The sequence below is a fragment of the Dactylosporangium sp. NPDC050688 genome, from assembly GCF_040654515.1.
GTDB lineage: Bacteria > Actinomycetota > Actinomycetes > Mycobacteriales > Micromonosporaceae > Dactylosporangium.
Genome location: NZ_JBFAIC010000011.1, coordinates 77,254 through 101,600, shown reverse-complemented (window position 1 = coordinate 101,600; position 24,347 = coordinate 77,254). Strand labels below are relative to the sequence as shown.

Annotated in this window: 24 protein-coding genes; 11 read left to right on the top strand and 13 right to left on the bottom strand. The window is 72.7% G+C overall.

Annotation, left to right across the window (positions count from 1 at the left end; genetic code table 11):
* Positions 1-24: 24 nt before the first annotated feature.
* A complete protein-coding gene (locus tag AB0H83_RS13655; protein WP_360091960.1) occupies positions 25-858 on the bottom strand; it encodes a hypothetical protein in 834 nt (277 codons plus the stop codon).
* 87 nt (positions 859-945) lie between these two features.
* Between AB0H83_RS13655 and AB0H83_RS13650 the strand changes: the two genes are divergently transcribed.
* Genes AB0H83_RS13650 through AB0H83_RS13640 form a run of 3 tightly spaced genes read left to right on the top strand, consistent with a single transcriptional unit; the run spans position 946 to position 3,048 of the window.
* Complete coding sequence (locus tag AB0H83_RS13650) at positions 946-1,602, top strand: copper resistance protein CopC (protein WP_360091957.1); 657 nt, start codon at positions 946-948, stop codon at positions 1,600-1,602.
* A 36-nt stretch (positions 1,603-1,638) separates the two neighbouring features.
* Positions 1,639-2,028: a response regulator gene (locus tag AB0H83_RS13645; protein ID WP_360091954.1), complete on the top strand. Its 390-nt coding sequence runs from the start codon at positions 1,639-1,641 to the stop codon at positions 2,026-2,028.
* Between the two features lie 36 nt (positions 2,029-2,064).
* Positions 2,065-3,048, top strand: coding sequence for a YihY/virulence factor BrkB family protein (locus tag AB0H83_RS13640; protein ID WP_360091951.1), 984 nt, complete (start codon positions 2,065-2,067; stop codon positions 3,046-3,048).
* Here the strand turns inward: AB0H83_RS13640 and AB0H83_RS13635 are convergent.
* Together AB0H83_RS13635 and AB0H83_RS13630 are read right to left on the bottom strand one after the other, a co-directional pair.
* The gene (locus AB0H83_RS13635) at positions 3,045-3,437 is read right to left on the bottom strand and encodes a roadblock/LC7 domain-containing protein (protein WP_360091948.1); all 393 of its coding nucleotides are present in this window, start codon (positions 3,435-3,437) and stop codon (positions 3,045-3,047) included. The two genes, AB0H83_RS13640 and AB0H83_RS13635, sit on opposite strands and share 4 nt — an antisense overlap.
* Positions 3,434-5,602 carry a nitrate- and nitrite sensing domain-containing protein gene (locus AB0H83_RS13630; RefSeq protein ID WP_360091945.1) on the bottom strand — a complete coding sequence of 723 codons (2,169 nt, stop codon included), beginning with the start codon at positions 5,600-5,602 and terminating at the stop codon, positions 3,434-3,436. The genes AB0H83_RS13635 and AB0H83_RS13630 overlap by 4 nt, the downstream gene beginning before the upstream one ends.
* Positions 5,603-5,803: 201 nt before the next feature.
* Here AB0H83_RS13630 and AB0H83_RS13625 point away from each other — a divergent pair, with 201 nt between their 5' ends.
* Both AB0H83_RS13625 and AB0H83_RS13620 read left to right on the top strand, forming a co-directional pair.
* Complete coding sequence (locus tag AB0H83_RS13625) at positions 5,804-7,735, top strand: DUF1800 domain-containing protein (protein ID WP_360091942.1); 1,932 nt, start codon at positions 5,804-5,806, stop codon at positions 7,733-7,735.
* 11 nt (positions 7,736-7,746) lie between these two features.
* On the top strand, positions 7,747-9,105 hold the full coding sequence (locus tag AB0H83_RS13620) for a DUF1501 domain-containing protein (protein WP_360091939.1): 1,359 nt from the start codon (positions 7,747-7,749) through the stop codon (positions 9,103-9,105).
* Here AB0H83_RS13620 and AB0H83_RS13615 read toward each other — a convergent pair.
* Complete coding sequence (locus tag AB0H83_RS13615; RefSeq protein ID WP_360091936.1) at positions 9,095-9,493, bottom strand: SSI family serine proteinase inhibitor; 399 nt, start codon at positions 9,491-9,493, stop codon at positions 9,095-9,097. The two genes, AB0H83_RS13620 and AB0H83_RS13615, sit on opposite strands and share 11 nt — an antisense overlap.
* A gap of 277 nt (positions 9,494-9,770) precedes the next feature.
* On the opposite strand from AB0H83_RS13615, the gene AB0H83_RS13610 reads away from it, so the two are divergent.
* Both AB0H83_RS13610 and AB0H83_RS13605 read left to right on the top strand, forming a co-directional pair.
* Entirely contained in the window at positions 9,771-10,379 is a 609-nt protein-coding gene (locus AB0H83_RS13610; RefSeq protein ID WP_360091933.1) for a hypothetical protein, read from the top strand.
* A gap of 92 nt (positions 10,380-10,471) precedes the next feature.
* Positions 10,472-10,816 carry an STAS domain-containing protein gene (locus AB0H83_RS13605; protein WP_360091930.1) on the top strand — a complete coding sequence of 115 codons (345 nt, stop codon included), beginning with the start codon at positions 10,472-10,474 and terminating at the stop codon, positions 10,814-10,816.
* Between the two features lie 22 nt (positions 10,817-10,838).
* Here AB0H83_RS13605 and AB0H83_RS13600 read toward each other — a convergent pair whose 3' ends face one another.
* The 3 genes from AB0H83_RS13600 to AB0H83_RS13590 all read right to left on the bottom strand — a co-directional run bounded on the left by AB0H83_RS13600 (position 10,839) and on the right by AB0H83_RS13590 (position 14,241).
* Positions 10,839-11,408 carry a GtrA family protein gene (locus AB0H83_RS13600; protein ID WP_360091927.1) on the bottom strand — a complete coding sequence of 190 codons (570 nt, stop codon included), beginning with the start codon at positions 11,406-11,408 and terminating at the stop codon, positions 10,839-10,841.
* Between the two features lie 67 nt (positions 11,409-11,475).
* Positions 11,476-12,999, bottom strand: coding sequence for a tetratricopeptide repeat protein (locus AB0H83_RS13595; protein ID WP_360091924.1), 1,524 nt, complete (start codon positions 12,997-12,999; stop codon positions 11,476-11,478).
* A 240-nt stretch (positions 13,000-13,239) separates the two neighbouring features.
* Entirely contained in the window at positions 13,240-14,241 is a 1,002-nt protein-coding gene (locus AB0H83_RS13590) for a glycosyltransferase family 4 protein (RefSeq protein ID WP_360091921.1), read from the bottom strand.
* 111 nt (positions 14,242-14,352) lie between these two features.
* Between AB0H83_RS13590 and AB0H83_RS13585 the strand changes: the two genes are divergently transcribed.
* Complete coding sequence (locus AB0H83_RS13585) at positions 14,353-16,680, top strand: GGDEF domain-containing protein (RefSeq protein ID WP_360091918.1); 2,328 nt, start codon at positions 14,353-14,355, stop codon at positions 16,678-16,680.
* A gap of 80 nt (positions 16,681-16,760) precedes the next feature.
* Here AB0H83_RS13585 and AB0H83_RS13580 read toward each other — a convergent pair whose 3' ends face one another.
* Positions 16,761-17,519 carry a hypothetical protein gene (locus tag AB0H83_RS13580; protein ID WP_360091915.1) on the bottom strand — a complete coding sequence of 253 codons (759 nt, stop codon included), beginning with the start codon at positions 17,517-17,519 and terminating at the stop codon, positions 16,761-16,763.
* Positions 17,520-17,668: 149 nt separating this feature from the next.
* On the opposite strand from AB0H83_RS13580, the gene AB0H83_RS13575 reads away from it, so the two are divergent.
* Positions 17,669-17,905: a DUF2795 domain-containing protein gene (locus tag AB0H83_RS13575; protein ID WP_360091912.1), complete on the top strand. Its 237-nt coding sequence runs from the start codon at positions 17,669-17,671 to the stop codon at positions 17,903-17,905.
* 42 nt (positions 17,906-17,947) lie between these two features.
* Here the strand turns inward: AB0H83_RS13575 and AB0H83_RS13570 are convergent, their stop codons facing one another.
* A complete protein-coding gene (locus AB0H83_RS13570) occupies positions 17,948-19,579 on the bottom strand; it encodes an ATP-dependent DNA helicase RecQ (RefSeq protein ID WP_360091909.1) in 1,632 nt (543 codons plus the stop codon).
* A 49-nt stretch (positions 19,580-19,628) separates the two neighbouring features.
* On the opposite strand from AB0H83_RS13570, the gene AB0H83_RS13565 reads away from it, so the two are divergent.
* Positions 19,629-20,714 (top strand): S-(hydroxymethyl)mycothiol dehydrogenase, encoded by a 1,086-nt coding sequence (locus AB0H83_RS13565; RefSeq protein ID WP_360091906.1) that lies wholly within the window; start codon positions 19,629-19,631, stop codon positions 20,712-20,714.
* A gap of 108 nt (positions 20,715-20,822) precedes the next feature.
* The gene (locus AB0H83_RS13560) at positions 20,823-21,401 is read left to right on the top strand and encodes a PadR family transcriptional regulator (RefSeq protein WP_360091903.1); all 579 of its coding nucleotides are present in this window, start codon (positions 20,823-20,825) and stop codon (positions 21,399-21,401) included.
* A 130-nt stretch (positions 21,402-21,531) separates the two neighbouring features.
* On the opposite strand, the gene AB0H83_RS13555 is transcribed toward AB0H83_RS13560, so the two are convergent.
* From AB0H83_RS13555 to AB0H83_RS13540, 4 genes are read right to left on the bottom strand one after another with little or no spacing between them, the layout of a single operon-like run.
* Complete coding sequence (locus tag AB0H83_RS13555; RefSeq protein ID WP_360091900.1) at positions 21,532-22,275, bottom strand: ATP-binding cassette domain-containing protein; 744 nt, start codon at positions 22,273-22,275, stop codon at positions 21,532-21,534.
* Entirely contained in the window at positions 22,272-23,036 is a 765-nt protein-coding gene (cbiQ, locus tag AB0H83_RS13550; RefSeq protein WP_360091897.1) for a cobalt ECF transporter T component CbiQ, read from the bottom strand. Before cbiQ ends, AB0H83_RS13555 begins: the two co-directional genes overlap by 4 nt.
* 1 nt (position 23,037) lies before the next feature.
* Positions 23,038-23,400, bottom strand: a complete 363-nt coding sequence (locus AB0H83_RS13545; protein WP_360091895.1) for a PDGLE domain-containing protein — start codon at positions 23,398-23,400, stop codon at positions 23,038-23,040.
* Complete coding sequence (locus AB0H83_RS13540; RefSeq protein ID WP_360091892.1) at positions 23,397-24,098, bottom strand: energy-coupling factor ABC transporter permease; 702 nt, start codon at positions 24,096-24,098, stop codon at positions 23,397-23,399. The genes AB0H83_RS13545 and AB0H83_RS13540 overlap by 4 nt, the downstream gene beginning before the upstream one ends.
* Between the last annotated feature and the right edge of the window lie 249 nt (positions 24,099-24,347).

The window sequence follows — 24,347 nt, the reverse complement described above, 5'->3', positions numbered from 1 at the left end:
GGTGACTTCGAGCACCGCGGCGGCTCAGGCGGAGGAGGTGCCGGCCGCCGTGGCCGGTCCTCCCGTGCCGGACCTCGCCAGGCCGTAGAGGCAGACCAGCGCGGCGAGGACGAGCGGGACGCCGTCGCGGATGACCCCGTCGGCGCCGAGCAGCAGCCAGCACAGCACCGGCTGCACCAGCAGCACGAAGACGCTGATCATGGCCAGGAGTACGCGGGCCCAGGTGTGCCCGAACATCATCGCGAAGCTGATCAGCGACGCCACGAAGGCGACCGCGATGCCGAGCACGAACCACGAGATGACCAGCGGCACGGCGGTGGAGCGGGGCAACCGCGGCTCGTCCCACAGGGTGCCGGCGGCGACCAGGCACGGCACGCTGAGCAGTGCCGAGTACGACAGCGCCGCCACCCGCGCGGTCAGCGCCCACGGCGGGATCGGCCGCTTCGAGGGGCGGCGGGTCAGGTGCGCGGCGATCGCGGGCGAGCGGAACAGCTGCCAGACCACCACCGCGCAGAGCGTTAGGATGACGGCGAGCGCGACGAGAACCGGCCACGGCGGCAGGAACCCGTCCTTGCGCGGCTGGGCCAGCCGGGCCGAGGCGAACACGGTGGTGACCGCCAGGATCAACCCGAACGGCCGGGCGGTGAGCCGGCCCCAGCGGATCTCGCGCATCAGGAACAGGAAACCGACCGCGCGCAGCATCGCCCAGAACGTCCGCACCCCCAGACCGAATCCGCCCTCGGTGGAGTACTTGAGGTTGACGGCGTCCGCAGCGAGGGTCAGCACGGCCGTGAGCAGCACGATGCGCCGCAGCCGCCGGCTCGCCGGGGTCGGCGCCGGGGGCCGTTTGATTTGCACCAGTTCACGCCAACTGCCCTGCATGAAACGGCACGCTAACACCGTCCTCCGCACATCGCTGATGTCAATGGACTATCGTTTCCGCCCATGACCGGGCGATTTCTTGGTGTGGTCAGGCGAAGTACAGTTCTCGCCGCGATAATTGTCGGAATTCTTGGCATCCTGCCGTTTCCGGCAATTGCCACCGCATATGCACCCCGACTCACGCTCGCCCGCAGCACGCCGGCGGCGGAGACCCGGGTGGGGCACCTGCCGCAGGAGCTCCAGCTGGTGTTCAGCGACAAGATCCTGGACGCCCAGGTCACGCTGACCGGCCCCGACAGCGCCACGGTGCCCGTCGGCGGGGTCACCGTGCGCAACGAGACCGCCCGCATCGCCCTCGCCGTGCCCGACGGCATGCCCGGCAGCTACACCGTGTCCTACACCGCCTCCGGCATCGGCGGGATGTCCGGCAACGGCAGCTTCTCCTTCACCGTCACCACCGGGGTGAAGAGCACCACCTCGGCCAAGCCGACCCGCACGCCGTCGTCGCCGGCCGCCCCGCCCGCCGCGACCAGCGCCGCGGCCGCGCCCGCCGACTTCCTCACCACCAAGGCCCAGCCGCCCGCGGCCGCCCCGGCCCCGTCCGCCGGCCGGCCCGCGTGGTGGACCTTCGCGGCGGTGCTGCTGGTGGTGGCATGCGTGCTGGTGGTGTTCCTCGGGTTCAGCCGCAGCCGGATCCGGCCCGGCAACCCGGCAAAGTAAGGCAGATCAGGCACGGTCACGAATTATCGTGAAGGGATGCTGGAGCACCTGCGCGTCCTCGTCGTCGACGACGAGCCGGACCTGTGCGAGATCGTCAAACGGGTGCTCAGCCGCGCCGGCGCCGAGGTGTACACGGCGTCGGGCCTCGCCGGCGCGGAGCGCGTGTGCGCCGAGCACCCCGACGCGATCGACCTCGCCATCACCGACCTGAAGCTCAACGACGGCACCGGCGTCCAGGTCGCCGAGGTGGTGCGCGCCAACTGCCCCGACGCGCTGATCATGTACATGTCCGGCCTGCCGTACTTCGACGCCGCCGTCGTCGAGCTCGGGCCCGAGGCATCGGTGGTGGCCAAGCCGTTCCGGGCCACCGAACTGGTCGACATGGTGCAGGTCGCCCTGATCCGGGCCGGAAGGGTCGCACCGTAGCGTTATCCCCGCCCGCCCCCAGGGCATAGGTACGGCATGGCGCAGGACGACCCCACCGGCCCGGAGCTCCAAAACGCCCCGAGCCGGCCCACGCAGCTCACCCGGCGCTCCTGGATCGACGTCCTCAAGCGGACGGTCAAGGAGTTCAACAACGACAACCTCACCGACTGGGCCGCCGCGCTGACCTACTACGGGGTGCTGTCGATCTTCCCCGGCATCCTGGTCCTGCTCGCCCTGTCGGGCATGCTGCTCACCGACACCACCGAGAACGCGGTGCTCAAGAACGCCCAGCAGCTGTTCCCGCCGTCGATCGCCGGGCCGGTGACGGGCGCCGTCGGCGAGCTCAAGGAGGGCTCCAGCTCCGCCGGCGTCCTGGCCGTCGTCGGCCTCCTCGGCGCCGTCTGGACCGCCTCGGGCTACGTCGGCGCGTTCATCCGCGCCGCCAACTCGATCTACGACGTCCCCGAGGGCCGCCCGATCTGGAAGGTGCTGCCGATCCGCCTCGGCGTCACCGTCGCCGTCGGCGCCCTCATCGCCCTCGCCGCCCTCAGCATCGTCTTCACCGGCAGGTTCGCCGAGCAGGCCGGCGGCTGGATCGGGCTGTCGGACCAGGCGGTGCGGGTGTGGGACATCGCCAAGTGGCCGGTCCTGCTGCTGGTCGTGCTGCTGATCCTGGCCATCCTGTACTGGGCGTCGCCCAACGCCCGCCAGACCGGCTTCCGCTGGGTCACCCCCGGCGGCGGCCTCGCCGTGGTCATCTGGCTGCTGGCTTCGGCCGGCTTCGCGATCTACGTGTCGAACTTCAGCTCGTACAACAAGACCTACGGCACGCTGGGCGGCATCATCGCGTTCCTCGTCTGGCTGTGGATCTCCAACATCGCGATCCTGCTGGGCGCCGAGTTCGACGCCGAGCTGGAACGCGGCCGCGCCATCGAGGGCGGCATGCCCGAGGACAAGGAGCCGTTCATCCCGCTGCGCGACGCGCGCAACATCAAGGAGGGCCGGGACCCGGACCTTTAACGGGCGGGCGGCGTCAGCACGGCGCCGACCTGGCCGACGAGGCCGGTCATCTCGAACGCGACCTCCCCCACGTCGCAGCCCGGCTGGACCATCGCCGCCAGCGACGCCAGCGTGTCACCGTCGCCGAGCGCCATGACGAACAGCAGGCTGCGGCCCATCTGCACGATCGTGCGCTGGACCGGCCCGGCGTCGGTGCAGGCCGACAGGCCCTGGGCGAGGGACACCACGCCGGCGACCATCGCGGCGAGCTGGTCGGCGCGCTCCGGTGGCAGCTCGTCGGACGCCGCGACGAGCAGGCCGTCCCCGGAGACCGCGACGGTGTGCCGGACGCCGGCCACCCGTCCCGTGAAGCCGCTGAGCACGCAGTCGAGCCCCGTGGTGGCTGTCATGACGTGGCGTGTCCTTCCTGGTGCAACTGCACCGCCACGGCGCCGAGGCGGCCGATCGGGTGCCGGGAGGTCGACAGGAGTGTGCTGACGTCGCCGGGTTCGCCGGCGACGGGATCCGCGGTTGGTGACGGTCCGACGGTACGCCGTGGCAGTCCGTCGTCGAACGCCCGGGCCTCGACCGTCGGGCCGTCGGCCGCAACCTGGGCGGGAACAGCGGGCGCACCCTGGCCGGCGGGCGCGCGGGCGCCGGGACGGCGCGGGTGCGGGATGTCCACCGGCTCGGCGCCGGGCAGCGCCGGGCTGCGTTCCAGCACGCGCGGCGGGAGCGGCCGGGCGGCAACGGCGGGCGCCACCGGTGCCGGCGACGGCGCCGGGGCCGGCTCGCACAGCAACGAGGACGGCAGCCGCACGACGGCCACCAGCCCGGACCCCTGACCGTGGGACGGCTGCAGGGTGACGTCCAGGCCGTGCCGGGCGGCGAGCCGGGCCACGACGGTGAGCCCGAGCCGCGGCCCGGACGGGGGCGGGTCGGCGAGGCAGCCGTTGAGCTCCTCCAGCCGGGCGGGGTCGACCCCCGGGCCGCGGTCGGTGACGTGGACGACGGCGCCGTCCCCGGTGCGCCGGGCGTCCACCAGGACGGGGCGCTCGGCGGTGGAGTGCCGGGCGGCGTTGTCGAGCAGCTCGGCCAGCAGGTGCACCACACCGTCGACGGCGGCCGGCGTGACGCTCACGTCGTCGTCGACGCGGCCGTACTCGACCCGCTGGTAATCGTGGATCTGCGACTGTGCGGCGCGCAGCACGTCGAACAGCGGCACCGGCGCGGCGTGCTCGCGGGCGGTGCCGGCGCCGGCCAGGACGAGCAGGCTCTGCGTGTCGTGCCGCAGCCGGGTGGCGAGGTGGTCGACGGCGAAGAGCAGCTCCAGCCGGTCCGGGTCGGCCTCGTCACGCTCGGCCGCGTCGAGGCGCTCCAGCAGCGCGTCGGCGAGCCTGGCGCAGCGGCGGGCGAGGTCGGTGTACATGCCCGTCACGCCGGCGTGCAGGGCGGCCTGCTCGGCGGCGGCCCGGGCCGCGTCGCGCCGGACGGCACCGAACGCCTCGGCGACCCGGCCGACCTCGTCGCGGCCGGCGGCGGGCGGCTCCTGGGGCGGGGTGCGCAGCAGCGCATGCAGGCCGCGGCGCAGTGAGCGGCCGGTGGCGACGGCCACCCCGACAGCGGCGGCGGTGACCGCGAGGACGAGCGCGAGCCCGGCGATGATCGTGCGGTTCTGCCGGTCGCGGGCGTCGGTGACGGCCGCGGCGGTGTCGGCGGCGACCCGCTCGGCGAGGTCGCGCAGCCCGTCGAGCTGGGCCAGGCAGGTGCGGGCCCAGGCGGCGGTGTCGGCGGCGGCCGGGGCCGCCAGCAGCAGCTGCTCGACGTCGGCGGTGACGTCGAGCCCGGCGAGCTGCGCGCGCCAGGCCGGGGTCGCGGCGGCGGCGAAGCGCTCGAAGGCGCCCGCGGCGGCGGCCCGGTGCGCGACGAGCTGGTCGCGGTCGGCGGGGGTCAGCTCACCGGCGGCGAGGGCCCTGGCCGCGGTGCTGTGGATCAGGGCGAGCTCCTCCTTGCCGACCGCGAGCCAGCCGGCGGCGCGGGCCGCGGCGGTGACGGCGGCCGGCGCGGGCCGCTCGGCGACGCCCTGCTGGAAGGTGACGAGGTCGGCGATCAGCTGCCGGTACCCGAGCAGCAGCACCTGCCCGGGCGCGTCGGGTTCGCGGGCGGCGGCGCGGGCCCGCAGCACGGCGAGCCCGTCCAGCCCGGCGTCGAGGTCGTCGCCGCCGCCGACCCGGGCGAGCCGGCTGCGCAGTGCGGTGACGGCGGCATCCGTGCGGGCGGCCTCGGCGGCGAACGCGTCACGGGCGCCGTCGCCGCCGCCGCTGAGCAGCCGGGCGATGGCGAGGCGCTCGCGCTGCAGCCCGTCGGCGACCCGGCCGGCCTCCGCGCCCGCGGCGACCGCGCCGCGCAGGTCGCCGATGCGCCCGTCCTGCCCGGTGTAGACGGTCACGGCGACGCCGGCGAGGCCGAGCAGGCCGGCCAGCGGCAGGACCAGGACGAGGGCGATCTTCGCCGCGACGGGGACGTCGGCGAGCGTCACCCTCCGACGTCGGCGGACCGGCGCAGCGTCACGCACGACCTCCACCGCCTCCCCTCATCGGCTGCCTCATGCGTACCGCTTCTGCGGTGCGTACGGAAGAGATAACTTTTGGTAGTCGCCCGAATTTCACGTATTGACGAGGTATGCGCCCCGCTTAAGCAAGAAGAAAGACAAAGTTGAGCCGCACCCGCATCTACCGGCTTGAACGGGAGATCACGCGCTCACTAGGGTTCAGGGATGCCTGAGCGGCTCTTCTCGGATGAAGGCCCCCACGAGCCCCACAGCAAGAAGGTCAAGGGCGCCATTTTCGCCGATTACACGGGCGAGTTCCCGATGCCGCGCGTGCTCAACGAGCCCTCACCGGCAGGCGACGACGACGCGAAGGTCGGCGCTGCCACCGGTACACCTGCCGCCAGAACCTCCCGGGGACCCGCACCGGCCTGGTTGCGCGCCGGACGGCCGGCCCTGCACGAGCTGATGCGCAACCGGCGCCAGGCGCTCTGGGCCCTCGGCGGGGGCGCCGTCGCGATCGGCGGGCTGGGATCCGGCGCCGCGGCGATGCTCGGCCGCCCCGAGGACGCCGACGACATGGTCAAGACCGGCCAGGGCGGCGGCAACGTCTCCCCGCGCGACGCCGGCTCCTTCTCCAACCGCGACTCGAGCTACACCAGCGGCCAGGGCGACCTCAACGACCTGGGCGCGTCCGGGACCGCCGACTCCGCGTCCGCGGCCGCCGTCGCCGCGATGCGCGCCACGCCGCGCTTCCCCACGCCGCTCAACCGGGATCCGGTGCTGCACCTGCTGCGGCGCTGCACGTTCGGCCCGACGCACGCCGACGTCGCCGCGGTCAAGGAGCTGGGCATCGACGGCTGGCTCGACCAGCAGCTGGAGCCCGGCAAGATCCCCGACCCGGTCGCCGATGCGGCGCTGCAGACCACGCCGACCGTCACCATGACCACCGCGCAGATCCGCGCGTCGGTCAAGGACGGCGACAACAAGGCGATGTATGAGCTGACCCGCGCCGTCATCGCCCGGCAGATCTGGAGCACCCGGCAGCTGTTCGAGGTGATGGTCGACTTCTGGAACAACCACCTCAACATCACCAGCCCGTTCGACGGCGGCTGGGACACCCGGGTGCCCTACGACGTCAACGTCATCCGCAAGCACGCCCTCGGCAAGTTCTCCGACATGCTCATCGCCTCCGCCCGCGACCCGGCGATGATGCGGTACCTGGACAACACGTCCTCGGACAAGCGCAACGTCAACGAGAACTACGGCCGCGAGCTGCTGGAGCTGCACACCGTCGGCATCGACGGCGGCTACAACGAGAAGGACGTCCGCAACTCCGCGTACCTGATGACCGGCCGCACCGCGACCCGCGAGGGCGTGTTCCGGTACGAGCAGAACCGGCACTGGACCGGCGCGGTGAAGGTCCTGGGCTTCCAGCACGCGAACAAGTCCGCGAAGGACGGCCTGGCCGTCGGCGACGCGTACCTGCTGTACCTCGCCACACACCCGTCGACCGCGAAGTACATCGCCCGCAAGCTCGCCGTGCGCTTCGTGTGCGACACGCCGCCGCAGTCGCTCGTCGACCGGCTCGCCACCGCGTACCAGCAGAGCGGCTCGGCGATCGTGCCGGTGCTCAAGGTCCTTTTCCGGTCCCTGGAGTTCTGGATCGCGGCCGGGCTGAAGACCCGCCGGCCGCTGGAGAACTTCATCGCCACCGCCCGCGTCGTCGGCACCAAGCCCGGCGCCGACACCGGCAAGGCCCTCGAGGACCTGTACAACTTCACCCGCAAGCTCGGCCAGGCGCCGCTGGGCTGGGAGCCGCCGGACGGCTACCCCGACGTCGCGAACGCCTGGAGCTCCGCGGCCGGCATGCTGGAGACCTGGAACGCGCACCGCGCCTTCCTGCAGCAGTCGTTCAAGGGCCTCAACAACCCGCGGGCGGACTCCCTCGTCACCCAGCCGGCCGCGACCATGGCGACCTACCTGGACGTGCTGTGCAACCGGCTGATCTTCCAGCCGATGCAGCCCGCCGAACGCGACGCGCTCATCAAGTTCCTCGGCGCGAAGCCCGACACCCGGGTCACCGACGCCAACCTCGGCGGGAAGCTGCCGAACCTGGCCCCACTGGTCCTCGACTCCGTCTACCACGCGCTGCGGTGAGGTCTCTTCCTGTGAACGATCTTCCTGAAGGTGAGCGGCGGCCGGCGTCGCTGGAGGAGCTGCGCCGGCACGGGCCCAACCTGTGCGAGGCCGCCATCCGGGTGCACGCCGACCAGGTCAGCGACGAGCTGGCCGCCGAACGCGACCGGTGGAGCAAGGGCTTCACCCGCCGCCGCCTCGTGCAGGGCGCCGGCTTCGTCGGCGTCGCCGCGCTCGGCACGCAGCTGGTGACGAGCCGGGTCGCGTTCGCCGCGCCCGAGGACACCAAGGGCACCCTGATCGTCATCTTCCTGCGCGGCGGCATGGACGGCCTGTCCGTGGTCGCGCCCGGCGACGATCCCAACTACCGCTCGATGCGGCCCAACATCGCCATCCCGATGGCGGCGCTGCTGCCCGCCGGGCGCGGCTTCGGGCTCAACCCGGCGATGACCGCCCTGTACCCCTTCTGGCAGGCCGGCAAGATGGCCGCCGTGCACGCCGTCGCCTCCCCCGACGCGAGCCGCAGCCACTTCCAGGCCCAGGACGCCCTCGAACGCGGCGCCGCGTCGGTCGCGGTCCGCACCGGCTGGCTCGACCGGGTCCTCGCCCAGATGGGCCCCGGCACCACGTTCCGCGCCGTCGCGCAGGGCTCGGCGCTGCCGCGCTCCCTCGTCGGCGGCGAGCAGGCGATCGTGCTCAACGGCATCCGGGACTTCCGCATCGACAACGACGCCATGCGCAGCCAGACGATGGAGGCGCTGAAGACCCTCTACACGGGCCTGGACCACTCCCTCGCCGGCACCGCCGCCAGCACCATCCAGGCGATCAACACCGCGCAGAAGATCGCCAACTCGCAGTACCGGCCCATGGAAGGCGTCCAGTACCCCGGCGGCGGCCTGGCGGGCCGTCTCAGGGACATCGCGCAGCTCATGAAGGCCGGCGTCGGCCTGCGCGTCGCGGCCCTCGACGTCGGCGGCTGGGACATGCACACCAACCTCGGCCGGGTCGACGGCGGCGACATGCGCAACTCGCTGACCAACCTGTCCGAGGCGATCGGCGCTTTCGCCACCGACCTCGGCCCGCTGCTGGACACCACGACCATCATCACGATGAGCGAGTTCGGCCGGCGCGTCCAGGAGAACGGCAACGTCGGCGTCGACCACGGCCACGGCAACGCGATGCTGCTGCTCGGCGGCGGCCTCAACGGCGGCAAGGTGCACGGCAACTGGCCCGGCCTGTCCCCCGGCGCCCTCGACCAGGGGGACCTCGCGGGAGCCAACGACTACCGCGACGTCCTCGCCGAGATGCTCAAGAAACGCTTCAACGTCCAGGACTCGGCGGCCATCTTCCCCAACCACCAGTTCAAGACGCTGGGCGTGTTCAAAGGCTGAACACGGGCCCCGTCGTCGTGGACAGCGCGCACGCGTTGCCGTACGTCTTGCGGTAGTCGACCCGCTTGCCCTTCCACCGGCCGACCGCGGTCACGGTGACCGGGTCGTACTGCATCGTGCACGCGCCCCCGGTCACCTGCAGCCGGGTGAAGTTGCCGCCCACCTTCGCCAGCGCCGAGCACGCGTCACGGGCCTGCTTGTGCGAACCACCGGCGGGCCGGCACGTCAGCGACGCCCGCCGCTGCACCGGCGTGGTGGTCTCGCCCCTGGCGACCGTGAGCACCAGTTTCGTGGGCTTCGCCGCCGCCGTCGCCCCGTAACTCGGCCCGGCCGCCGCCATCTGCCCGGTCCCGACCGCCGCCACCAGCATCGTGGCCGTCGCGACCAACCGTCCTGCACCCATTCCGACCCCCGTCGCACCCTGCTGAAACGTGCGTAGCGTACACCAATATTTCCGGACATTTCCTATTTTTGCCATGGTACGGCTGGCGCTTCGGGCGTTCACCGGGGACGACGATGCCGCCACCCGAGGGACGGGCCACGATCGCCGCGCCACGATTCCGGCGCCGGCCGATGGATCGCGGCGAATTGCGGCGCGCGGTGCTCCCTGTTGATCGACGTCCGGGTCTAGGGTGCTACCAGCGGATGCTCGGGAGGAGGCTGCCGTGACCCTTGAGGCACAGGCGCAGAAGCTCGTCGCCGGCCTGGTGCGCGTCGCCGTGATGGCGCCCACCGGCGCTCCCCCGGCCGGCTCGGCCGCGCTGCCGCCACCACACCGGCAGGTGCTGCTGTTGCTGGGCCGGCGCGACCGCGAGTTCCGGCTCTCCGACCTGGCCGGCGAGCTCGGCTCGTCGGTCGCCGCGACCATGGCGATCCTGTCGCCGCTGGTCGCCGACGGGCTGGTGGAGATGCGGCCGGCACCGTCCTACGCCGCGCACGACATGCGCGTCGCCGCGACCGAGCGCGGGCTCGCCATGACGCCGGCGCCGTCCGACTGGGCCGGCACCGTGCTGGGCAAGGTCGAGGAGCTCGACGAGCAGACCCAGGCCCGGCTGCTGCGCATGGTCACCACCAGGATCACGCAGATGCAGCGCGAGGGGCAGATTCCCGTGAGCCGGATGTGCCTGTCGTGCCGGTTCTTCGACGGATACCGCCACCCCGGCACCGAAGCGCCGCACCACTGCTGGTTCGTCGACGCCCCGTTCGGCTACCGCGAGCTGCGGCTGCACTGCCCCGACCACATCCCGGGCGGGACACCCCCACGAACCGATTGAAAACCGGCCAAACCGGGTGAACGGGGCACGGTGCCGCTGCGGGCGGCTCGACGTGCTCCTATGCTGTGGCTGGTGAGCACCTTGGGAGCACCATGTCGATGTCGGTAACGGTCAACGTCCTGATGGACGGCTCGACGGTGGTCTCCGTCCGGGGCGAGATCGACCACGGCAACGCCGCGACGCTCCGCCAGGACCTCGTCGCCGCCGCCACGCAGCGCCGCCCGAGCGTGCTGCGGGTCGACCTGGGGCTCGTCACGTTCCTGGACTCCGCCGCCGTCGGTGCCCTGGTCGGCGCCCAGCGCGAGGCCGGCGCCGAGGGCGTCCGCCTGGTGATCCACCGGGCCAGCCCGTTCGTGCACCGCCAGCTGCGCGTCGCGGGGGTCGACCAGCTGCTCGGCGCGCCCGCCGAGCCGGACCCCGACCACATCACCTTCTGACCCGGCCGGCGCGCCGGGGACTTCAGCTGTCGGCGCGGCTGACCTGGGACGGCGGCGCGGTCGCCTGGGCCGGCACCGCGTGGTCCCACCGCTGCGGCGCCGGTCGCACGTCGTCGTGCGGGAAGACCCACGTCCGGTACGCCCACAACCGGAACAGCATCGCGAGGGCCGTACCGAGGACCATGCCGAACCCGAAGTCGGAGATCTCCTCGACGAGCACGCTGACGGCCGGCTCCTGCAGCCCGAAGACGTAGCGCGCGACGAACAACGGCGCCGCGTTCACCGCGACGCCGATGCCATTGATGACCAGGTAGAGCGCCATCTCGTGATGGCGGCGCCGGCCGCCCCGGGTCCGGAACGACCATTCGCGGTTCAGGAAGTACGACACCACCGACGCGACCACGTTCGCGATCGTCAGCGCCGTGACCGGCTTGTCCTCCAGCAGCGTCAACCGCAGCGCGTAGTTGACCAGGAGCGTGACGGCGTAGCAGAGACCGCCGACGATCACGAACTTGACCGTCTCGCGATGATCCCGCATCAGCCTTGCCACGGGGCGGGGTAGCCGGTTGAGCGTCCGGTCAGTGAGCCGCATCGGCCGGACTATACCTGGCGAACCTGTCGCCACGCCCGGCGACGACCGCCTGTCCCCACCCTCGCGTTCACGGCCGCGCCGTGCACACCGACGTCCCGGCCGTGACCGCCACAGCGGCATCGACAGGCCCCACCACCACGCAGTACGCCGCGACGGGATCGACCCCCTTCACCACGTAGGACGTCGTGCCCGGCGGCACCTCGGCCACCACGACCGCCGGCTCGCCGGCCCGTGAAAGTGCCACGACCGCCCGGCTCTGCAGTGCCGCCCACGTGACGGCGAGCGTGGCTCCGTCGTCCCGCAGCCGCAGGTCGTGAACCCGCACGGGCTCACCACCCGCATCGGCACCAGCACCAACGGTGGTCACCCCCGTGGAGCCGGCCCCGTCCGCCGCGCCGCTGGACGGCGCGCCGCCGGACGGCCAGAACACCGACACAGCGGCGACCAGCAGGGCGCCGACCACCACCCCGGCGACCGCCTTGAGCGGCACGACGACCCGCCGCTCTCCGACCACCGCGGCGTCGGCGCCTCCGGGATGGCGCATCGCCGCCTCTTGCACGACAGGTCCGGCGGCGACGACCTCAGCAGGACCGCCGACCGGCACCGCCCCCGCCGGCGACCCGACCGGCCCGGGACCGCCGGGGCCGCCGTCCGGCCCGCCAAGCTCATCCAGGTCGGCCGGATCTGCGGGATCGAACGAATCGGCGGGGTCGAAGGGAGCGCTGAGGTCGAACGGATCGTCCGGATCAACCAGGTCGTCCGAGCCCTCAGAGTCCTCCGTGGCTCCCGTGGCGTCCGCGGGTGATGCCGCAGGCGCCGATGCGGCCGGCCCGGTCGCCGGTACCGGGTGCACCAGCGATGCCGGCATCGGTGGCTCGACCGCCGCCAGCTCCCACTCGACCGCCTTCGTGAACGGGTGGCGGTTGCCGAGCCGGGACCGGGCCGCCGCGTGCGCGAGGGTGAACAGGCGCCGCGACGCGGGGACGTTGCCGTCGGCGTGGTGCAGGGCGGCGAGCTCCGCGGCGATGCGGATGGTGTCCAGGTCGTCGGCGCCGTACTCGCGGCGGTGCACCACGTAGGCGGCGTTGAGCATGGCCAGGGCGAGCGGGCGCTGCCCCCGGTCGCGTTGCAGCAGGGCGAGGTTGACTCTGGTCAGGCGGATGACGCGGGCGGCCTCGGGGCCGGTGACCGGGTCGGTCTCGTCGACGCCGCTGTCCAGGACGCGGTGGTACAGCGCCTCGGCGGCGTCCCACTCGTCGTAGTCGTGGCGCACGGCGGCCAGGACGGCCCAGGCGTGCACGGTCGCGACGTGGGTGGGCCCGTACACCTGCTCGGCCTGGGTGACGACGGCCTCGGCGAGGTCGTAGGCGGCGTCGAGCTCGCCGAGCTCGCGCAGGGCCTCGGCGAGCAGCCGGCGGGCGGTGAGCCGGTCGCCGGGCGGCAGACCGGGCTCGTCCAGCAGTGCCCGGGCGGCCGCCTGGGCACCCTCCAGGTCCCAGGTGGCGACGAGGTCCTCGACCGCGGCGAGCCGGGCGCCGAAGCCGAACCCGGGTGCCACGACGAGACCCGTAGTGGTATCGACGCTAGTCACAGCCTTCCCTCCGCCCGAGAGCCTAGAGAAAACGGTGACACAAAGCCAGCCTTCGATCACGATGCGCGCAGATGGCGTCGGCTCCGGCAGCCTGCCACGTCGCTGCCGGAGCCGAGCCGTCCCGCGTTACCGCGTCGTAAGATCGCGGGCGCCGCACACTGTGAACGTTCGGCCGACCGGCGTTGGCCTTGAGGAATCTGGGCGCCCGCGTTGAGGAATCTGACCGCCGGCCGCCCCGGCTCAGCGCAGCAGGCGGGTGTAGAGCCGCAGGTAGTCCTCGACCATGCGCTCGGCGCCGAAGCGGCTCGTCGCGCGCCCGCGGACCTGGTGGCGGTCGAGCTTGATGACGTCGTCGAGGACCTCGACGGCCTCCTCGACGGAGCCGGCGAGGTAGCCGGTGACGCCCGGGTCGACGATCTCCGGCATCGAACCGAACGGATACGCCACGACGGGTGTGCCGCACGTCATCGCCTCGACGACGGACAGGCCGAACGGTTCCGCGAAGCCGATCGGGTGCAGCAGCGCGGCCGCGTCGCCGAGGACGCCGGCGCGTTCGGTGGGGCCGATGTTGCCCAGGTACACGATCTGCTCGCCGTCGATCTCGGGGAGGACCTCCTCGGCGTGGTACCGCTCATCGTGCACCGGACCGCCGATCAGCAGCCGGCGGCCGGCGGCGCGGGCGATCCGGATCGCGTCCGCGGTGCCCTTGTCGGGGTGGATCCGGCCGAACGCGACGAGCGAGTCGCCCGGCGACGGCTGGAACGGGAACTGTTCGACGTCGATGCCGTGGTAGATCGTGGCCGCGTAGTCGATGCCGGGGCCACGGTCGGCGTCGGAGATGGACACGAACGCCGAGCGGGCACGCTGGTACGCCGGCAGGATCGACGGCGAGCAGAAGCCGTGCACGGTGGTGACGAGCGGCGCCCGGCAGAAACCGCTCATCGCGAGCGGCAGCCAGTCAAGGTTGTTGTGCACCAGGTCGAACTCGGCGCTGCGCTCGAAACACCGTGCCACGTGCAGCGCTTCCCAGATCCTGCCGTCGTAGGAGGCGTCCTCGTTGTACGGGCGGGCCACGACGCCGTCGAGGCGGGCGGTGGTGACGGAGTCCAGGCTGGCGAAGAGGGTGACGTCGACACCCCGCGCGACGAGCCCCTCGGCGAGCAGCGACACGACCTGTTCCCACGGCCCGTACGCGCGGGGCGGGGTCCGCCAGGCGATCGGCCCCAGCAGTGCGACCTTCATCGGCGCTCCCTACCCGTCGCGCGGCACTCGAACCCGTCCATCTTCGCCCCGCTCAGTTCCGCGGTCCGGCTGCCGATAGGCAGGTCAGCCGAACCAGCGACAAGGAGACCCATGACCGCATGGCGTTGGTATGCGGCGGTGGGACTCGGCGCGGTGGTCGCGGGCGGGTTCCTGCCGGTCATCCCGCGCCAGGTCCTGTACCTGCTGGTGGGCGTGTCGACGGTGGCCGCGGTGGCCGTCGGGGTGCGCCGGCACCGCCCCGCGGACCGCCGCACGTGGTGGCTGTTCTGCGCGGGCCTGGCCTGCTCCGTGCTCGGCGCCGCCGCCTGGGCCGTCGACTTCGTGCTGACCGGCGAGGTCGGCTTCCCCTCGGTGAAGGACGCGCTGTTCCTGGCGGCGTACCCCTTCCTCGGCGGCGGCCTGATGAGCTGGGTACGGCTGGACCCGCGCCGGCCACGCTGGGAGCGGCTCATCGACGCCGGCATCGTCGCGTCCGGGGTGGCCGCGCTGAGCTGGACGTTCATCGTGCATCCGGTGCTGTCCAGCGCCCGCTTCGACGCCCCGCACAAGGTCAGCCACGTGCTGTACGCGATGATCGACCTGGCGCTGGTCGTGGTGGTGACCCGGATGGCGTTCACCTCGAGCGTCCGCAACGCCGCCTACCGGCTCGTGTGCATGGCGGCGGCGACGCTGATCGCCGGGGACATCGTGTTCTACGTCGCGCTCGCGTGGACCGGCGACCCGAGGGGCGACAGCGTTTCCGCGGCGCTGTACCTGTGCGCGTACGCGCTGCTCGGCACCGGCGCGCTGCACCCGTCGATGGCCGAGGCCGCCGGCCGGCCCGAACGCCCGCAGCAGGTGATCCCGCGGCACCGCGTCCGCCTGTACTCGGTGCTGTCGCTGGTCGGCCCGGCCATCGCGATCGCGATGCTGCTGGCCGCGGCGCCGTCGTCGTCGCGCTGGTGGGCGGTCGTGCCCCTGGCCACGTCGATGGTGACGTCGGTACTGCTGATCGCCCGGCTCAGCCAGCTGGTGCGCTTCGCGAACCGGCGCGTCGAGGAGCTGGACGCGCACGCCCTGGCCCTCGGCGAGGCGCTGCGGGAGCAGGAGGCGCTACGGCAGCAGCTGACGCACCGGGCGCTGCACGACGCGCTGACCGGGCTGGGCAACCGGGCGCTGCTGCAGGAGCGCCTCGAGCACGCGCTGACCCGCACGACCGCGGCGCACGGCCTGCTGCTGCTGGACCTGGACGGGTTCAAGGACGTCAACGACTCGTTCGGCCACCCGGTCGGCGACGCGCTGCTGATCGAGGTGGCGGCGCGGCTGCTCGGCGAGGTCGGCACCGCGGACACCCTGGTCCGCCTCGGCGGTGACGAGTTCGCCGTCCTGCTGGAGGACGTGCCGGTGCTGCGGGTGAACGCGGTCGGTCAGGCGATCGTCGACGCCCTGGCTCAGCCGTACGCGATCGGCGGCCGGGAGCTGAGCGTGACCACCAGCGTCGGCACGCTGCTGGTGCAGGCGCCGGCGACGCCCGCGGAGGCGCTGCGCAACGCGGATCTGGCCCTGTACGCGGCGAAGGCCGCCGGCAAGAACCGGCTCGCCGCGTACGAGCCGCGCCTGGCCACCGAGCGGCACGAGCACATGCGCCTGTCGGCCGAGCTGCGCCGGGCGGTCGCCGACGACGAGTTCGTGGTGAACTACCAGCCGGTGGTGGACCTGTCCACCGGCCGGGTCACCGCCGTGGAGGCGCTGCTGCGCTGGAGCCCCGAGGGCCGGCCGGTGCCGCCGATGGAGTTCATCCCCATCGCCGAGCAGTACGGCCTGATCGTCCCGATCGGTGCATGGGTGCTGCGGCAGGCGTGCCGCGACGTCCGGCCGTGGCACGACAGGTTCGGCATCTGCGTCACCGTCAACGTCTCCGGCCGCCAGCTGCGGGAGCCGGACTTCGCGCAGACCGTCCTGTCGGCGCTGCGGGACGCGCAGCTGCCCGGCAGCGCGCTGATCCTGGAGATCACCGAGACGGTCCTGGTGTCCTCGTCGGCGGAGAACGACGAGGTGACGGTCCTGCTGTCGGCGCTGCGCGAGGAGGGTGTACGGGTCGCCGTCGACGACTTCGGCACCGGGTACTCGTCGCTGGCGTACCTGCGGCACCTGCCGGTCGACATCCTGAAGATCGACCGGGCGTTCACCCCCGACGGCGCGATGGCCGAGGAGATGGCCTTCACTCGCGCGATCGTGGAGCTCGGCAACAGCCTGCACCTGTCGTCGATCGCCGAGGCGGTCGAGACGCCGGAGCAGGCGGCGCGGCTGCGCGAGCTGGACTGTCCGCAGGCGCAGGGCTACCACTTCTCCCGCCCGCTGCCCGCCGAGGCGCTCGACAAGGTGCTCAACGCCGGCGACGGGATCCTGCACGGCGCCCACGTCCCCGCCGCGACCTGAGCACGACGGACCGACCTGAGCACGACCGACCGGCCGGGCGCTGGGCGCACCGGCCGGTCGTCGCGGGCGTCCGGAACTGCTTACCAGTCGCGCATCCACGGGAACTGGGCGTCGAGCCACTCGTTCAGGCGGGCGACCTGGTCGACGTCGGTGTCGAGCCAGCTGACCTGGCCGGTGATGGCGAGGACCGCGAAGACGACGGCGGTGCCGCTGAACAGGACGCCGAGGGTGCCGGTGCCGCGGCCCGCGACGTGGCGGCGGGCGCCGGCGATGATGCCGCCGAAGGACAGCAGCAGGCCGAGCGCGCCGAGCGGCAGCGCCCAGACGGCGAGCAGGCCGGTGAGGGCGGCCGCGACGGCGACCACGCCGACGACGAGGCCGAGCGTGGACAGCAGGCTCGCGCGGGCCGGGCGGCCGGCGTCGACGGGCACGACGCCGGTGTCGGTGTCGGTGTCCGGCGTGACCCGCTCGCGGTCGATGACCGGCTTCATGGTCGTGGTGTGGGTCTCCCGGCGGTCGGCGATGCCGTCCCGGTCGGTGTCGGCGTCGCCCGGCAGCGGGCCGACGGCGGGGATGCGGTGGGTCCGATCCGCGGTGCGGTCGGAAATCCCTGACGTCCGCAGCCGCTTCGCCTCGATGCGGTCGTCGATGCCGTCGCCGTCCTTGTCGTGGCGCCGCTCGACGGTGTCGTCGCGCTGGTCGAGCGTCCGGTCGCGGGTGTCCAGGGTCCGGTCGCGGGTGTCGAGGGTGCGGTCCTCGACGCGGTCGTCGACGCCGTCGTGGTCGCGGTCCACCACGCCGGCGTTGCGCCCGCCGAACAGCTGCCCGATGCGTCCCACGTGTGTTCACCTCCTGTGAAGCGCCCGGCCGCACACCCGGGGGTGGAGGTGCGGCGGTTCGGGCGGATGTCCATGGAGGTACCCAGGCCCGCCTCACCTCAATCGGGTGTCGCTCGTTTGGTGGCGATATGCCCGGGTATCGCCGTGACATGAAGCCTGAACTCACCCATGACGAGATCGAAGCCCGCAGCCGGCTCGGCCGGTTCATCCCCCTGGCCAGCCTGCCCGGTGACCGGGACGACCTGCTGGCCGGCGCGACCGACCTCAACGCGCCCGACGACGTCCTCGCCGAGCTGGAGCGGCTGCCCGAGGACGAGCTCTTCGAGACGGTGAGCGAGGTGTGGGCCGCGCTCGGGCACCGCAACGAGGACGCCGCCCGCCGCTGAAGCGGCCGCGGCCGGATAAGGCCGTGGCCGGACACCAACCCGTCAGACCGGGCGCAGCAACCGGTGCTCCTCGACGACCGGCACCGACAGCGTCTTGTAGCCGACCTCGTCGAACAGGACCGTCATCTGCTCGCCCGCGTAGGACAGCACGATGCCCTTGCCCCACTCGCCGTGGCGGACCTCGCTGTGGATCGGGAACGGCACGTCGCCGGTGGCGTCCAGGCCGGCCTGCGCGCTGCCGTCGAGGCAGTTGTCGCAGTGCCCGCAGGTGCCGTCGAGGTGCTCGCCGAAGTACGCGAGGAGCGTCTGCCCGCGGCACAGTTCGGTCTCGGCGAAGTTGCGCATCATGTCCAGCCGGGACCGCGACAGGGTCTGCTGTCGCTCGGCCTGCGCCTCGGCGAGCTCTGCCGCCTTCGCCGGGGTCGGCGCCCAGCGGGGGGCCTTGACCTTGCTGCCGTGCAGCAGCTGCGCGGCGCCGACCTCCTCCAGGAGGCTGAGCAGCTGGCCGAGCTTGCGGGCGCCGAGGCCGGTGCGCTCCTCCAGCTCGTCGCGGGTGATCGGGTCGGGCGCGACGGAGCGCAGCAGCGCCGCGAGGGAGCTGACCTCCTCGCGGTCGATGGAGAGCCCGGTGAAGAACTTCCGCAGCCCGGTGTCCTCGGTACGGTGCAGCAGCAGCACCTGCGCCGGCTGCCCGTCACGGCCGGCCCGGCCGATCTCCTGCAGGTAGGAGTCCGGCGAGTCGGGCAGCGAGATGTGGTTGACCCAGCGGATGTTCGGCTTGTCGATGCCCATGCCGAAGGCGGTGGTCGCCACCATGATCTCGACCTCGTCGGCGAGGAATGCCTCGTGGGCGCGTTCGCGGTCACCGGCGCTCATGCCGCCGTGGTACGCGACGGCCGGCATGCCCTCCTCGACGAGCCGCTCGGCGAGCTCCTCGGTGGCGCGGCGGGTCGGCGCGTAGATGATGCCCGGCGGCGTCGACTCGCGCAGCCGGGCGAGCAGCCGCCGGAAGCGGGTCTGCTCGTCGGGGCAGTGCACCGACTCCAGGAACAGGTTGGGCCGGTCCAGGCCGGTGACGACGATCTCCGGGTCGCGCATGCCGAGCCGGTCGACGATGTCCTCGCGGACCGGCGGCGACGCCGTCGCGGTGAGCGCGACGATCGGCGGCCGGCCCAGCTCGCGGATGAACTGGCCCAGCTGCAGGTAGTCGGGGCGGAAGTCGTGACCCCAGGCGGAGACGCAGTGCGCCTCGTCGACCGCGACGAGGCTCGGCTTCAGGGCCTTGATCTGCGCGACGCGGGCCGGGTCGGCGAACTGTTCAGGGGTCAGGAAGACGAACTCGGCGTCGCCGGCCCGCAGCGCCTCCAGCGCCTCCGCGCGCTCGGCCTTGCCCTCGGCGGAGGACAGCCGCACCGCCTGCAGCGACGCCTGGTTGCGGGCGGTCAGTGAGGCGATCTGGTCCTGCTGCAGCGCCAGCAGCGGTGAGATGACGATCGTCGGGCCCGGCAGCAGCGGCGCGGGCACCTGGTAGATCGCGGACTTCCCGGCGCCGGTCGGCAGGACGGCCAGGGCGTCGCGGCCCGCCATCAGCGCTTCCATCGCCCGGACCTGTTCGTCGCGCAGGCGGTCCCAGCCGAAGCGTTCCTTCGCGATGCGTCGCAGGTCGTCCGTCATGCCGCTCTTACTACCATGGGCGTGGCTGCCGTCTGGTAGGACGGGGGGTATGCCTATCGAAACGCAAGGCGTGGTCGCACTGGGCAAGGGCCAGCCTGTCAGCCTCGAAACCATCATCGTTCCCGACCCCGGCCCCGGCGAGGCGGTGGTGGAGGTCCAGGCGTGCGGCGTCTGCCACACCGACCTGCACTATCGCGAGGGCGGCATCGGCGAGGACTTCCCGTACCTGCTCGGCCACGAGGCCGCGGGGATCGTCTCGGCCGTCGGTCCGGGCGTCACCGACGTCGCGCCCGGCGACTTCGTGGTGCTCAACTGGCGGGCCGTCTGCGGGCAGTGCCGCGCCTGCCTGCGGGGGCGTCCCTGGTACTGCTTCAACACCCACAACGCGAAACAGAAGATGACCCTGGCCGACGGCACGCCGCTGTCGCCGGCGCTCGGCATCGGTGCGTTCCTCAAGTACACCCTGGTCGCCGCCGGGCAGTGCACCAAGGTCGATCCGCGGGCCTCGGCGAGCGTCGCCGGCCTGCTCGGCTGCGGGGTCATGGCCGGCATCGGCGCCGCCATCAACACCGGCAACGTCGGGCGCGGCGACTCGGTCGCGGTGTTCGGCTGCGGCGGGGTCGGCGACGCCGCGATCGTCGGTGCGGTGCTGGCCGGCGCGAGCAAGATCATCGCGATCGACGTCGACGTGCGCAAGCTCGCCTGGGCGCAGGAGTTCGGGGCGACGCACGTCGTCAACTCGCGCGAGACCGACCCGGTCGAGGCGGTGCGGGCGCTGACCGGCGGCTTCGGCGCCGACGTCGTCATCGAGGCGGTGGGCCTGCCGCAGGTGTACGAGCAGGCCTTCTACGCCCGCGACCTGGCCGGCACCGTGGTGCTCGTCGGCGTGCCGCGCCCCGACATGCAGCTGACTCTGCCGTTCCTGGAGGTCTTCGGCCGGGGCGGGGCGCTGAAGTCCAGCTGGTACGGCGACTGCCTGCCCTCCCGCGACTTCCCGATGCTGATCGACCTGTACCTGCAGGGCCGGCTGCCGCTGGACCGCTTCGTCAGCTCGACCGGCACCCTGGCCGACGTCGAGGCGGCGTTCCACGAGATGGAGGCGGGCTCGGTCCTGCGGACAGTGATCGTGCTGTAACGCACATATGGGGATGTACCGGTCACCGCATTGTCGCCGATAGTCTCCCGATATATCGTCGAGTTATCAGCGATAGTCGCTGACACTCTGGCGATAGGAGCTGTGATCATGCGATCACGACACGGATCGATGTTCGACGCCGGCGCCTGGCACCGTGGCTTCGGCGGTTTCATCCCCCCGTTCCCGCCCGGAGGGCGCGGCGGCTGGGGACCCGGGCACGGCCGGGGCGGCTGGGGCGGCAAGGGCACGGGCCGGGGCGGACGCCCCAACGTGCGCCTCGCCGTCCTGGCGCTGCTCCACGAGCGCCCCATGCACGGCTACGAGATGATCCAGGAGCTGGAGACCCGCACCGGCGGCATCTGGCGGCCGAGCCCCGGCTCGATCTACCCGACGCTGCAGCTGCTGGAGGACGAGGGCCTCATCGCCGCGGAGGAGCAGGGCGGCCGCAAGCGGTTCGTCCTCACCGACGCCGGCCGCCCCGAGGCCGAGGCGGCCGCACAGAACGCCCCCTGGCAGGAGTACGGCGACGAGCACGTCTCCCAGGCCCAGGAGTTCCGGGACGCCGCGGTCGGCATCATGGACGCCCTGCGCCAGGTCGGCTTCAACGGCACCGCGGAGCAGCGCGCCCAGGCCCTGGAGGTGCTCACCGAGACCCGCCGCAAGCTGTACGCCATCCTCGCCGACTGATGCGGGCGACCGGCCGTGATCCGGAGGCCCTGCGGGGGTCCTCCGGATCACGAGCAGCGGGGCTCAGACCCGGGGCGGGTTCGGCGGGCCGACGTCCCGGACCGCGATGATGCACAGCCCTCCGGCTCGCTCACGCCACGACGGTGTACCCGAACGGCAGCTCGAGCCGGTGCCGTTCGAGCAGGTCGGCGTCGCCGAGCAGCTCGCGGGTCGGGCCGTCGGCGGCGATGCGGCCGTCGTCGAGGATGACCGAGCGGGGGCACAGCTCCAGCGCGTAGGGCAGGTCGTGGGTCACCATCAGCAGCGTCACCGGTAGCGAGCGCAGGATGCCGGCGAGCTCCCGGCGCGAGGCGGGGTCCAGGTTGGACGACGGCTCGTCCAGCACGAGGATCTCCGGGCGCATGGCCAGGACGGTGGCGACCGCGACCCGGCGGCGCTGCCCGAAGGACAGGTGGTGCGGCGCGCGGTCGCGGGCGAAGCCCATCCCTACGGCGGCGAGGGCCTCGTCGACGCGCTCGGCCAGCTCGGCGCCGCGCAGGCCCAGGTTGGCCGGGCCGAACGCGACGTCCTCGGCGACGGTCGGCATGAAGAGCTGGTCGTCGGGGTCCTGGAAGACGATGCCGACGCGGCGGCGGATCTCCTTGAGCCCGGCCCGGTCGGCGGGGTCGACGGTGAGGCCGCCGACCTCGACGCTGCCGGCGGCGGCGCGGTTGATGCCGTTGAGGTGCAGCACGAACGTGGTCTTGCCGGCGCCGTTGGGCCCCAGCAGCGCGACCCGCTCCCCCTGCGGCACGGTGAGGTCGACGCCGCGCAGCGCCACGTGCCCGTCGGGGTATGCGAAGTGCAGGCCGGTCACCCGCAGCGATGGCGTCACCGCAGCAACGCTACCGTCGCGATGGTCCCGGCGACGGCTGGCACCCAGGCGGCGACGGCCCACTGCCCGGGCGTCGCGCCACCACCGGCGAGGGCGAGGGGGATGCGCCCCTCGTACCCGCGCGAGACCATCGCCAGGTAGACGCGCTCGCCGCGCTCGAAGGCGCGCAGGAACAGCGCGCCGATGCCGCTGGCGAAGCCCTTGATCTGCCACAGGAAACGGGGGTCGTAGCCCCGCGAGCGCTGCGCGATGCGCATGCGGCGGCCCTCGGCGGCGAGCACGTCGAGGTAGCGCAGCATGAACGTGGCGATCTGCGTGATCATCGCCGGGCAGCGCAGCCGGTCCAGGCCCAGCAGCAGGTCACGCGGCGTGGTGGTGCCGGCCAGCAGCAGCGAGGACAGCACGCCGAGGGTGCCCTTGGCGAGGATGTTCCACATGCCGTAGAGCCCGTCGACGGACAGGCTCATCCCGAGCCAGTGCACCCGCTCGCCGTGGCCGAGGAACGGCAGCGCGAAGGCGAACAGGATGAACGGCAGCTCGATCAGCGAGCGCAGGGCGAGCCGGCCCAGGCCGATCCGGGCCGTCAGCGCCACCACCACGATGACCGCCAGGTAACCGCCGAACGCCCACAGCGCCTCGCGCGGCGTCGCCACGACCGCGACGGTGAACAGGACGCTGGCGGCGATCTTCACCTCGGGCGCGAGCGCGTGCACGGGCGAGTCGCGGTGCACGTACAGCGCGTGGCTGTGGCCGGCGCCCACCTCAGGCCGCCTGCTTGTCCCGGTCCGGGTCGCGCCGGCCGGCGCGCAGCAGCCAGAAGACGCCGCCGCCGATCGCGAACGTGGCGACGACCCCGATCACCCCGGACAGCCCGGTGGACAGGAACTCGTTGCCGATGCCCCGCAGGCCGTAGTCGGCGAGCGGGCTGTCCTCGGTCTGGTTGCCGGCCTCACCCTGGGCCATGCAGGTGCCGCCGGTGATGTTGTCGTCGGCGTCGAAGGTGCAGCCCTCCCGGGCCACGGAGTCCAGCCCGTCGGGGTGGCTCGAGGCGAAGTTGCTGACCACGCCCGCCAGCAGCAGCGCGGCGACCAGGCCGCTGAGGATGAACCAGGTCGACCGCTTCACGCCGGCACCGCCTCACGGACGACCGGGCGCCGCAGGTTACGCACCGCGTAGACGAGGTCGGGGCGGACCTTCGCCACGTACGTGACGGTCAGCGCGGTGATCACGCCCTCGCCGATACCGATCAGCAGGTGCGTGCCGGCCATCGCCGCGGCGATCGCGCCGAGGGACCTGCCCACGTCGACGGCGCCGCCGAGCGCGTACTGCAGCACGAAGCCCTGCGCGGCGACGGTCACCGACACCACGCTGGCGGCGACGGCGGTCACGGTCAGCGCCCAGGCGGTGCGGGGCAGGACCCGCAGCAGGGTCGCGACGATCAGGTACCCGGCGGCCGTGCCGAGCAGCGCCATATTGGTGACGTTGAGCCCGAGCGCGGTGACGCCGCCGTCGCTGAAGATCAGCGCCTGCACGACGAGGACGATCGAGACGCAGATCGCGCCGAGGTAGGGCCCGACCAGGATGGCGGCGAGGGTGCCGCCGAGCAGGTGGCCGCTGACCCCGGGCAGGATCTGGAAGTTGAGCATCTGCACGGCGAAGATGAACGCCGCGACCAGGCCGGCCATCGGCACCAGCCGGTCGTCGAGCTCACGGCGGCCCTGCACGAAGCACAGGGCTAGCCCGGCCAGGGCGACGCCGGCGAACAGCAACGCGATCTGGTTGTCGATGATCCCGTTGGAGATGTGCATGGCTACCGCAGGCATGGACGCAGCCTATTGCGACAATGGCGTTGTTGCCAAGAGCTTGCAACAACCACGAGACGAAGTTTACGCGAAGATCCGGGGGTCTTCGGTGCTGTGACCACGAACGTTCACCCGGCGGGCTCCTCCGCCGCGCGGGTGCGGCGAGGAACTCCCGTCGGTGGTGATGGGGCGGGCCACAGCACGAACTTCAGCGCGGCCTCACGCACGCGGCATCCGGTGGTCGTCGCCCGGTCGGCCGGACCACCGTGA

Bases quoted from the DNA above. Each gene is read 5' to 3' on its own strand.
- AB0H83_RS13575 (WP_360091912.1), top strand. From the start codon at position 17,669: ATGAAGCCTGAACTCACCCATGACGAGATCGAAGCCCGCAGCCGGCTC.
- AB0H83_RS13640 (WP_360091951.1), top strand. From the start codon at position 2,065: ATGGCGCAGGACGACCCCACCGGCCCGGAGCTCCAAAACGCCCCGAGC.
- AB0H83_RS13650 (WP_360091957.1), top strand. From the start codon at position 946: ATGACCGGGCGATTTCTTGGTGTGGTCAGGCGAAGTACAGTTCTCGCC.
- AB0H83_RS13600 (WP_360091927.1), bottom strand. From the start codon at position 11,408: ATGCGGCTCACTGACCGGACGCTCAACCGGCTACCCCGCCCCGTGGCA.
- AB0H83_RS13570 (WP_360091909.1), bottom strand. From the start codon at position 19,579: ATGACGGACGACCTGCGACGCATCGCGAAGGAACGCTTCGGCTGGGAC.
- AB0H83_RS13635 (WP_360091948.1), bottom strand. From the start codon at position 3,437: ATGACAGCCACCACGGGGCTCGACTGCGTGCTCAGCGGCTTCACGGGA.
- AB0H83_RS13585 (WP_360091918.1), top strand. From the start codon at position 14,353: ATGACCGCATGGCGTTGGTATGCGGCGGTGGGACTCGGCGCGGTGGTC.
- AB0H83_RS13560 (WP_360091903.1), top strand. From the start codon at position 20,823: ATGCGATCACGACACGGATCGATGTTCGACGCCGGCGCCTGGCACCGT.
- AB0H83_RS13540 (WP_360091892.1), bottom strand. From the start codon at position 24,098: ATGCCTGCGGTAGCCATGCACATCTCCAACGGGATCATCGACAACCAG.
- AB0H83_RS13625 (WP_360091942.1), top strand. From the start codon at position 5,804: ATGCCTGAGCGGCTCTTCTCGGATGAAGGCCCCCACGAGCCCCACAGC.
- AB0H83_RS13605 (WP_360091930.1), top strand. From the start codon at position 10,472: ATGTCGATGTCGGTAACGGTCAACGTCCTGATGGACGGCTCGACGGTG.
- AB0H83_RS13590 (WP_360091921.1), bottom strand. From the start codon at position 14,241: ATGAAGGTCGCACTGCTGGGGCCGATCGCCTGGCGGACCCCGCCCCGC.
- AB0H83_RS13565 (WP_360091906.1), top strand. From the start codon at position 19,629: ATGCCTATCGAAACGCAAGGCGTGGTCGCACTGGGCAAGGGCCAGCCT.
- AB0H83_RS13645 (WP_360091954.1), top strand. From the start codon at position 1,639: ATGCTGGAGCACCTGCGCGTCCTCGTCGTCGACGACGAGCCGGACCTG.